The sequence below is a fragment of the Mycobacterium sp. genome (assembly GCF_032162105.1).
Classification (GTDB): domain Bacteria; phylum Actinomycetota; class Actinomycetes; order Mycobacteriales; family Mycobacteriaceae; genus Mycobacterium.
The window spans coordinates 1-7,473 of sequence record NZ_JAVRPS010000523.1; the positions used below are offsets into that span (position 1 = coordinate 1).

The following is a 7,473-nucleotide window of genomic DNA, read 5'->3' on the forward strand; positions in this document are numbered from 1 at the left end:
GTGCCCTGACCCCGGTTGGTTGGTCCACGTTGAGTGAGAGTCTTGCCGCCCATGTTTGTGGGCAGGAAGGACGATCCCGATGGCAACGAGGAAACGACACACGCCCGAGCAGGTGGTGCGCAAGCTAACCCAGGCGGATCGTATGCTGGCCGAGGGCAAGGAGATTGCCGACGTGTGCCGCGAGCTGCAGGTCTCCGAGCAGACCTATTATCGCTGGCGCAATCAATTCGGCGGGCTCAAGGCCGACGACGTCAAGCGGCTCAAGGATCTGGAGCGAGAGAACGCCACGCTCAAGCGGCTGTTGGCCGAGGCGGAGCTAGAGAAGGCCGCGCTCAAGGAGATCGCCCAGGGAAACTTCTGAGCCCGGAGCTCCGGCGAGCCGCCGTGTACCACCTGATGCGGGTGATGCAGGTCAGTGAGCGGTTCGCCTGCCGGGTCACCGGGCAACACCGCACCACCCAGCGTCACCGCCCAGCCAGCCAGACGCCGGGAGACCCGGATGCCGCTTTGAGGGCGTGGCTGCGCTTGTGGGCCAAAGAGCATCCCCGGTGGGGGTTTCGCCGCGCCTACCACTGCGCCCGCGCCAACGGCTGGTATGTCAACCACAAACGCCTGCAACGCTTATGGCGCGAAGAGGGCCTGCGGGTGCCGCAGCGCCGCCGCCGCAAACGCCTCGGCGCCAGCACCACGGCCGGGATCGTGGTTGCCGATGCGCCGAATCGGGTGTGGGCAGTGGACTTTCAATTCGACGCCACCACCGACGGGCGCCCGGTCAAGATCGTGTCGATCGTTGATGAGCACACCCGCGAATGCTTGGGCGGGCTGGTTGAACGCTCCGTCACCGCCGATGTCCTGATCGATGAGCTGGACCGGCTGGCGACCCAACGCGGTTACCCCGCTGTGCTGCGTTGTGACAACGGGCCCGAGCTGGCCTGCGCAGCGATGGCCGACTGGGCCGGTGATCGCCTATTACTGGCGTTCATCCCGCCAGGCCAGCCGTGGCGCAATGGCTATATCGAATCTTTCAACAGCAGGGTCCGCGACGAATGCCTCAACATCAACATCTTCTGGTCACTGGCGCACGCCCGCGTCGTCATCGGCGATTGGAAGTATCAATACAACCACCACCGCCCCCACTCCGCCCTGGGCTACCAGCCGCCAGCCCGCTACGCCGCCAACTGCACCCACCAATAAACCCCCAAAGCAGTGAGAACAGTGACGCACCTTGCGATCCGGTAACACCGTCGGCTGCGACGCGGGTACGCGAAGTCGATGCAACACCGGTAGTTGTCAGTGGCCCGATAATCCGACCCCGTCGAAAGGCTTGGCCGCCCCATCGGTCAGGCGTGACGTGCTGCCTCTTGGGCAAGTTGGACGCGCGAAGCCAGGCCCAGCTTGGTGTAGACATGAGTGAGGTGGGTTTCGACGGTGCGTGGTGAGACGAAAAGCCTTGTCGCGATGTCCTTGTTGCCCAAGCCGGCACTGACGAGCCGGACGACGTCCAGTTCGGTTGGCGTCAGCGATGCCCAGCCGCTGGCCGGGCGTTTGCGCTCGCCGCGGCCGCGTTGGGCGTAGGCGATCGCTTTGCCGGTGGACAGCGCGGCGCCCTCGGCCCGTGCAGACTCGAAGTCGGCTGCGCCCAATGCATTACGAAGCGTCGCGACCGCGGCATCGTGCCCGGCGTCATAGATCTTGAACCGGACCGCACCCATGCGTTCCCGCAGGGCCTGCGCCGCGCCGAATAGTCGCGCGGCTTCTCGGTGACTGTCGGCGGCGCCGGCCAGCGTTGCCAGGCACTCGACAGTATCGGGGAGAGCCAGATGCGCCTCGACTTCGGCGGCGCACGCGAGCGCCCGGTAGGCGTCGCGATCGGCCTGCTCCGGCTCGCCTTGTGCGATCGCAACCCGCGCACGCGTCGTCAGCGCCACCGCTAGGTGCCAGCCCCTCATCACCGAGACGGCATCGTCCGCCCAGCGGCGGGCCGCGACCAAATCACCACGCGCAAGGGCAACCTGCGCTACTGGGTTGATATTCACCACCCCCAGCTGGGCACTCAACCGCTGCGAGGCCGCCTCGCTCGCATCGGCCGCGGCCGCTACATCACCTGCGGCCAGGCTCGCCGTAGCCAACGCCGCGTAGCTAAAGCCCTCAATGAACCCACCGATCTCCGCTGCGGCCTCGATCGCCGCGTCGGCCGCGGCTCGCGCCGCACTGATGTCACCGTGGTACGCCAACACCATGCCCTGGCAGAACAGCATTGCCGCCGTCCCGACCACGTCGTGATTGGTCTCGGCGTCGGCAGCCGCGCCGCGAAACTGTGCGACGGCCCCGGCCAACTCGCCCTGCATCCACTGTGCCAAACCGAGGCTCCAGCGACAGCGAAACGCGGCAGGCCGGTCACCGATCGACTCGGCGAGGTCGCGTCCTTCTTCACCGGCCGCACGCGCGGCGATCGGGTCACCCGCGATGAATGCGGCGTACGCCTGAAAGCCGAGGATCTCGCTCAACATCCCTTGGTCGCCGAGGCCCCGGGCCAGTTCGTTCGCCTCGGCGAGGTAGCGCGAAGCCACCTCGGTGTTGTAGGCGGCGATACCTCCGCAGGCGGTGAGCGCCCGGGCCACCAGGGCCGGGTCGCCAATTTCACGCGCGATCGCCAGGGCTTCTTCGGCCTGATCGAGGCTGTCGACGGCGACGACCTGGGTGGCGAGCGCGGCCTTGTCGGCGAGCGCCCGCGCCCGTACCCCGGCCGCCACCTCGATGCCGTGCGCGGTGTCGTCGCTGAGGATGGCGTCGTACCAGGCCAGTCCTTCCTGGATACGGCCCCGCCCTAGCCAGAGCGGCTGCAGTGACGACACGAGCTGAAGCGCACGCTCGACGTCTGAGTTCTCCTGGCTCCAGGCGAAGGCCGAGCGCAGGTTGTCGATCTCGCTCTCAGCTTGCTCGACACGCTGCTGGTGGCCGCTGGCCGCCGGGGCATCGAGCTGGCTAGCCATCAAGGTGAAGTAATCGCGGTGACGCGCCCGCACGGTATCGGCTTCACCGGACTCGCCGAGCTTTTCCAGGGCGTACTGGCGCACGGTTTCAAGTAGCCGGTACCGCATTCGGCCGCCCGTGTCGTCGGCCACCACCAACGACTTGCCCACGAGCAGAGTGAGTTGGTCGAGGACCTGGTATCGCTCGACCTCGGTGCCGCCAGCGACGGCACGGGCGGCGGCGAGGTCGAATCCACCCATGAACGGCGCAAGCCGGCGAAACAAGACTCGCTCGGGCTCGGTCAGCAGCGCATGCGACCAATCCACCGACGCATGCAGTGTCTGTTGGCGACGCACCGAAGTGCGGGAACCACCGGTCAACAAGCGGAAGCGGTCGTGCAAACTGTCGACGATCTCGTGGAGCGTCAACGCACGCACCCGGGCCGCGGCGAGTTCGATGGCCAGCGGCATGCCGTCGAGGCGACGGCAGATCTCCTTCACAGCGTCGTTGTCGTCGTCGGTGACTGTGAATCCGGATCGCACCCGGCGCGCTCGGTCGACGAACAGCTCGATGGCCTCGTCGTCCAACGAGAGCGACGGCACTTGCCAAGTCACCTCGCCGGCGACCCCGATCGGCTCACGACTCGTTGCCAGCAGCGTCAGCCGCGGACAGGCGCTCAGCAGCGCGGTGATCAGCGCAGCACTCGCATCCAGAAGGTGTTCACAGTTGTCCAGCAGCACCAACATCCGACGATCTCTTACGAACCCGATGAGCGTCTCTGTTGTGGGGCGGCTCGGCTGATCCGCCAGGCCGAGGGCACCTACCATCGCGACTGGCACCAGGTCGGGGTCGGTGATCGGCGCCAGCTCGACATACCACACTCCGTCACCGAAATCGGTAGCCATCTGACCCGCGACCTGTATGGCCAGACGGGTCTTACCGGCACCGCCGGCGCCGGTCAAGGTGACCAGCCGGTTGGCAACGAGGGTCTGCCGCACATCGTGAATCTCCGCGCCGCGGCCGACAAAACTGGTGAGCTGCACCGGTAAATGCTCCGCGGCAACGGGTTTCGACGTCCGAAGCGGCGGGAAGTCGTTGCGGATATCGGGGTGGCACAGCTGCACCACCCGTTCGGGACGGGCGACACCGCGCAGTTCGTGACTGCCGAGATCGGTCAGCCACGCGTCGGCCGGAAGCGTATCGACAACCAAATCCTCGGCGGTGCCCGAGAGCACCGTCTGGCCGCCGTGCGCGAGATCGCGCAGCCGCGCCGTCCGGTTGATCGTCGGGCCAACGTAATTACCCTCATCGCGCAGCTGCACCTCTCCGGTATGCACACCGATGCGCAACCGGATCGGGGCCAGCGGCGCCCGCTGCAACTCCAATGCGCACGCAGCCGCCTCGCTCGCGCGGGCGAACGCGACCACAAAGCTGTCGCCCTCACCCTGCTCGACCGGCCGCACCCCGCCGTGGGCGGCGAGCAGGTCTCCTAGCACGCGGTCCAAGCGAGCGACGGCGGCCGTCATCTCCTCCGGTTGGGTCTCCCACAACCGCGTCGAGCCCTCGACGTCGGCGAGCAGCAGCGTCACCGTTCCGGTTGGCAGCTCGCCCACGCCCAACTCACTCCAGTTCACCGGCGGCATGTCCGCACGTGGATCAGTTTCGGTCATGCTAGCCAGCATCTCGGGGCAGGGAGCCGCAAACATCAGTGAAAACCCGTATCCCGACGTCGCTGAGCGGTCGGTTCGGTGAAACATCGCGCCACCGGGGGAACCACGTAGGGCAAAACACCATGCCGGTGCGCGCCTATAGACCGGGCCCGTTCAGTTACGAGTTCTCCCCGATGATCTGGCGCTCCGGAAGCCCCACAGTCGAGTCGAGGACCCGACCGAGGAGGACCACCATGACCGTAACCGTTGACGGATCGAGCTGCCCAAGCGTCTTCGATGCCGGACTACCGACGATCAACTACGAATACGCTCAACACCCCGACGAAGCCCACGCAATCATCAGCCAGGCCCGCGAGAAGGCGCCGATCGCGATCGGGCCATACGGGCCCGAGCTGCTGACCTACGATCTCGTGCGCACCGCGCTCCGCGACCCGCGATTCCGGGTGCCTCAAGGGATGTTCCTTGCAGCGCAAGGCATCACCTCTGGCCCGCTTTGGGACCGCGTCGCCGCCAACATTCTCAGCCTCAACGGGGAGGAACACCACCGGCTACGCCGACTGGTGTGCAAAGCCTTCACACCCAAAGCGACGCCACGGCTGCGCACGACGATCGTCGACATCATCACGGGACTGGTTGACCGCCACAGCGCCCACGGGCGCTGCGACGTGGTCACCGACATTGCCCGCCAATACCCGATCCCGGTCATCTGCGCGCTACTGGGCGCACCGCCCGAAGACTGGGAACTGTTCTCCAGCTGGACAGATGACATCTTGAAGGCTTTCAGCTGGAATGCCGCCAAGGAAACATCGGCGATCCTGACCGCCTGGGATGCTCTCGACACCTACATCGACGACATGCTCGCGCACCGGCGGCACGCATTGACCGACGACCTGATCTCCGAGCTGATCCGCGCCGAGGACGATGGCGATCGCCTCAGCGCCGACGAACTCCGCATGCTCGTGGCCGCGCTGTTGTTGGCAGGCACCGACACCACCCGCCTCCAGTTGAGTGCGGCGGTACACGTGCTGTGCGATCACCCCGACCAGTGGGCACTCCTGGGCCGGCATCCGGAGCTTGCGGTCAATGCCGTCGAGGAGCTCATCCGCCATTCGCCGATCACCTTCGTCACGTTGCGCGCCACGATGGAGGATGTCGAAGTCGCCGGCGTCAAAATCGCGGCCGACACAATAGTCGTCGTCAACACTGGGGCGGCCAACCGGGATCCCGCGGTCTGCGACGACCCCGACCGTCTCGACATCAGCCGCGTGGGCGCCCCACCGATCCAGACATTCGGCGCCGGCATGCACTACTGCCTCGGTGCCCATCTCGCCCGCCTCGAGTTGGCCGAAGCCCTGGCGGTGATGACACGGCGCATGCCCAACGCCCGCCGCACCGGTCCGGCCCCATGGAAACCGCTGACCGCACTGAGCGGACCCACCACTCTGCCTATCGAATTCGACGCCGGACACTGAACCCGCCGACCAGCCACGAGCTGGGTAGGGTGCCATTGCAACGCACAAATAAAATCGACTCTCACAAAAAAGTGGACCAATTCTTGGGGTCCTGCCAAGTGGAACTTCAGCGCCGCCGACAATCCGACGTGCCGCGAAGAGCACGGCCAGCCCCGAGAAGAAACCCACGGGCAAGTAGCCCCCGGCTGCCCCGTGACCCCGGCGTGCCCCCGGCGACCGGGGGCGTTTCGCGCTCGTACCGTGGCCGTACCGACCCCGTACCGTAAACGGTGCTGAAAACAGCAAAACACGAGGCGCACTTGGTATCTGGGTTAGCTGACAGCCCGCTGACGAGGCATTTTCCGGCCGGCCCGAAATCACATCGTCGCTTTACGAGCACTCCGAGACCTGGCGGTGGAAGAGCGGCGAAACGGCTGTGCTGCAATTCGTTTCGGTTCATCGCGTCGACGACGGCAAGGTGACGCTGTGGAAAGACTATTGGGACTTTGGTGGCCTCGCGAACAGTGCTCCCCCGGACTGGCTGGAGAACCTGGCAAAAGCGGATACCAGCTGGGTTTTTGATGCCACCGGGCTCATCTGACCGCTCTGCGATCCGACACCCGATTTCTGGGCCGGCTGCCGTTAAAAGGGGGCCCGGTGTTCTGTGGTGGGTTAGCCGGGGGCCTCGCCTTCCAATTCTTTATCGAGGGCTTCGTTGAATGATCGCGTAGCATCGGTATATGAGAACGGCTTTCGTCGTTGCATTCGCGGTCGGATTGATCGTCGCAGTGTTCGGTCTGATCTGGGCGCTCCAGGGATTCGGCGTGCTTGGTGGTAGCCCGATGAGCAACACCACGACCTGGTCCATCACTGGTCCGATCACGGTGCTGATCGGCACCGTGATTGCGGTATTCAGTTGGTGGAAACTCTCGTCGAAATAGTGCTTCATGTCTCCGCCACGGTGAAGTCCACCGTGTGCCAGCCGGTGGCGCCGTCGGGGACGGTACCAACCTGATGCCGCCGGGTTGAAGAGTCGCGCCGAGCGCTGCATTACCTGGCCACGCCGCCCGCATTGTTCGATCCGTTCGTCGATCAGGTCGACTGCCAAGGAGGGACGGACCGCCCTTGAGGAGGTCCTGAAGCGGTTCCCCCGAGTGGGAGGTCGACCTCGACGATGCTTACCAGTCATCGGCCTCGACGGTGCGTGGCTGGGAGGCAATGCCGGCGTTCGTGTCATGAACCTGGCTGTAAAAAGAGAGAATTGAGGTAATTATGGCTGGGCGAGTCGAAGGCAAGGTCGCGTTCATCACCGGGGCGGCGCGCGGTCAAGGCCGCGCGCATGCGGTGCGATTGGCGCAAGAAGGTGCGGACATCATTGC

The 7,473-nt window shown here is 65.6% G+C and carries 4 protein-coding genes and 3 pseudogenes; 6 read left to right on the forward strand and 1 reads right to left on the reverse strand.

From position 1 onward, the window contains the following. Positions 1 to 79 precede the first annotated feature (79 nt). A protein-coding gene (locus QOC69_RS26930) for an IS3 family transposase (RefSeq protein ID WP_526445432.1) occupies positions 80 to 1,194 on the forward strand; the annotation gives its coding sequence in 2 pieces (ribosomal slippage) (positions 80 to 347 and positions 347 to 1,194; 1,116 coding nt in all). Positions 1,195 to 1,340: 146 nt separating this feature from the next. On the opposite strand, the gene QOC69_RS26935 is transcribed toward QOC69_RS26930, so the two are convergent. After that, entirely contained in the window at positions 1,341 to 4,616 is a 3,276-nt protein-coding gene (locus tag QOC69_RS26935; RefSeq protein ID WP_526445437.1) for a helix-turn-helix transcriptional regulator, read from the reverse strand. Positions 4,617 to 4,876: 260 nt separating this feature from the next. Here QOC69_RS26935 and QOC69_RS26940 point away from each other — a divergent pair, with 260 nt between their 5' ends. The 5 genes and pseudogenes from QOC69_RS26940 to QOC69_RS26960 all read left to right on the forward strand — a co-directional run. After that, positions 4,877 to 6,115, forward strand: coding sequence for a cytochrome P450 (locus tag QOC69_RS26940; protein ID WP_325685112.1), 1,239 nt, complete (start codon positions 4,877 to 4,879; stop codon positions 6,113 to 6,115). A gap of 364 nt (positions 6,116 to 6,479) precedes the next feature. After that, positions 6,480 to 6,695 (forward strand): annotated as a pseudogene (locus tag QOC69_RS26945) (nuclear transport factor 2 family protein); the annotation flags it as partial. A gap of 139 nt (positions 6,696 to 6,834) precedes the next feature. After that, positions 6,835 to 7,035, forward strand: coding sequence for a hypothetical protein (locus tag QOC69_RS26950; RefSeq protein ID WP_526445435.1), 201 nt, complete (start codon positions 6,835 to 6,837; stop codon positions 7,033 to 7,035). Positions 7,036 to 7,200: 165 nt separating this feature from the next. Continuing rightward, positions 7,201 to 7,333 (forward strand): annotated as a pseudogene (locus QOC69_RS26955) (cytochrome P450); the annotation flags it as partial. A gap of 33 nt (positions 7,334 to 7,366) precedes the next feature. Continuing rightward, a pseudogene (locus QOC69_RS26960) lies at positions 7,367 to 7,473 on the forward strand (SDR family mycofactocin-dependent oxidoreductase); the annotation flags it as partial.

What these genes read in the sequence shown, in the direction of transcription:
- QOC69_RS26935 (WP_526445437.1), bottom strand. Translation starts at nt 4,616, where the DNA reads ATGCCGCCGGTGAACTGGAGTGAGTTGGGCGTGGGCGAGCTGCCAACC.
- QOC69_RS26940 (WP_325685112.1), top strand. Translation starts at nt 4,877, where the DNA reads ATGACCGTAACCGTTGACGGATCGAGCTGCCCAAGCGTCTTCGATGCC.
- QOC69_RS26950 (WP_526445435.1), top strand. Translation starts at nt 6,835, where the DNA reads ATGAGAACGGCTTTCGTCGTTGCATTCGCGGTCGGATTGATCGTCGCA.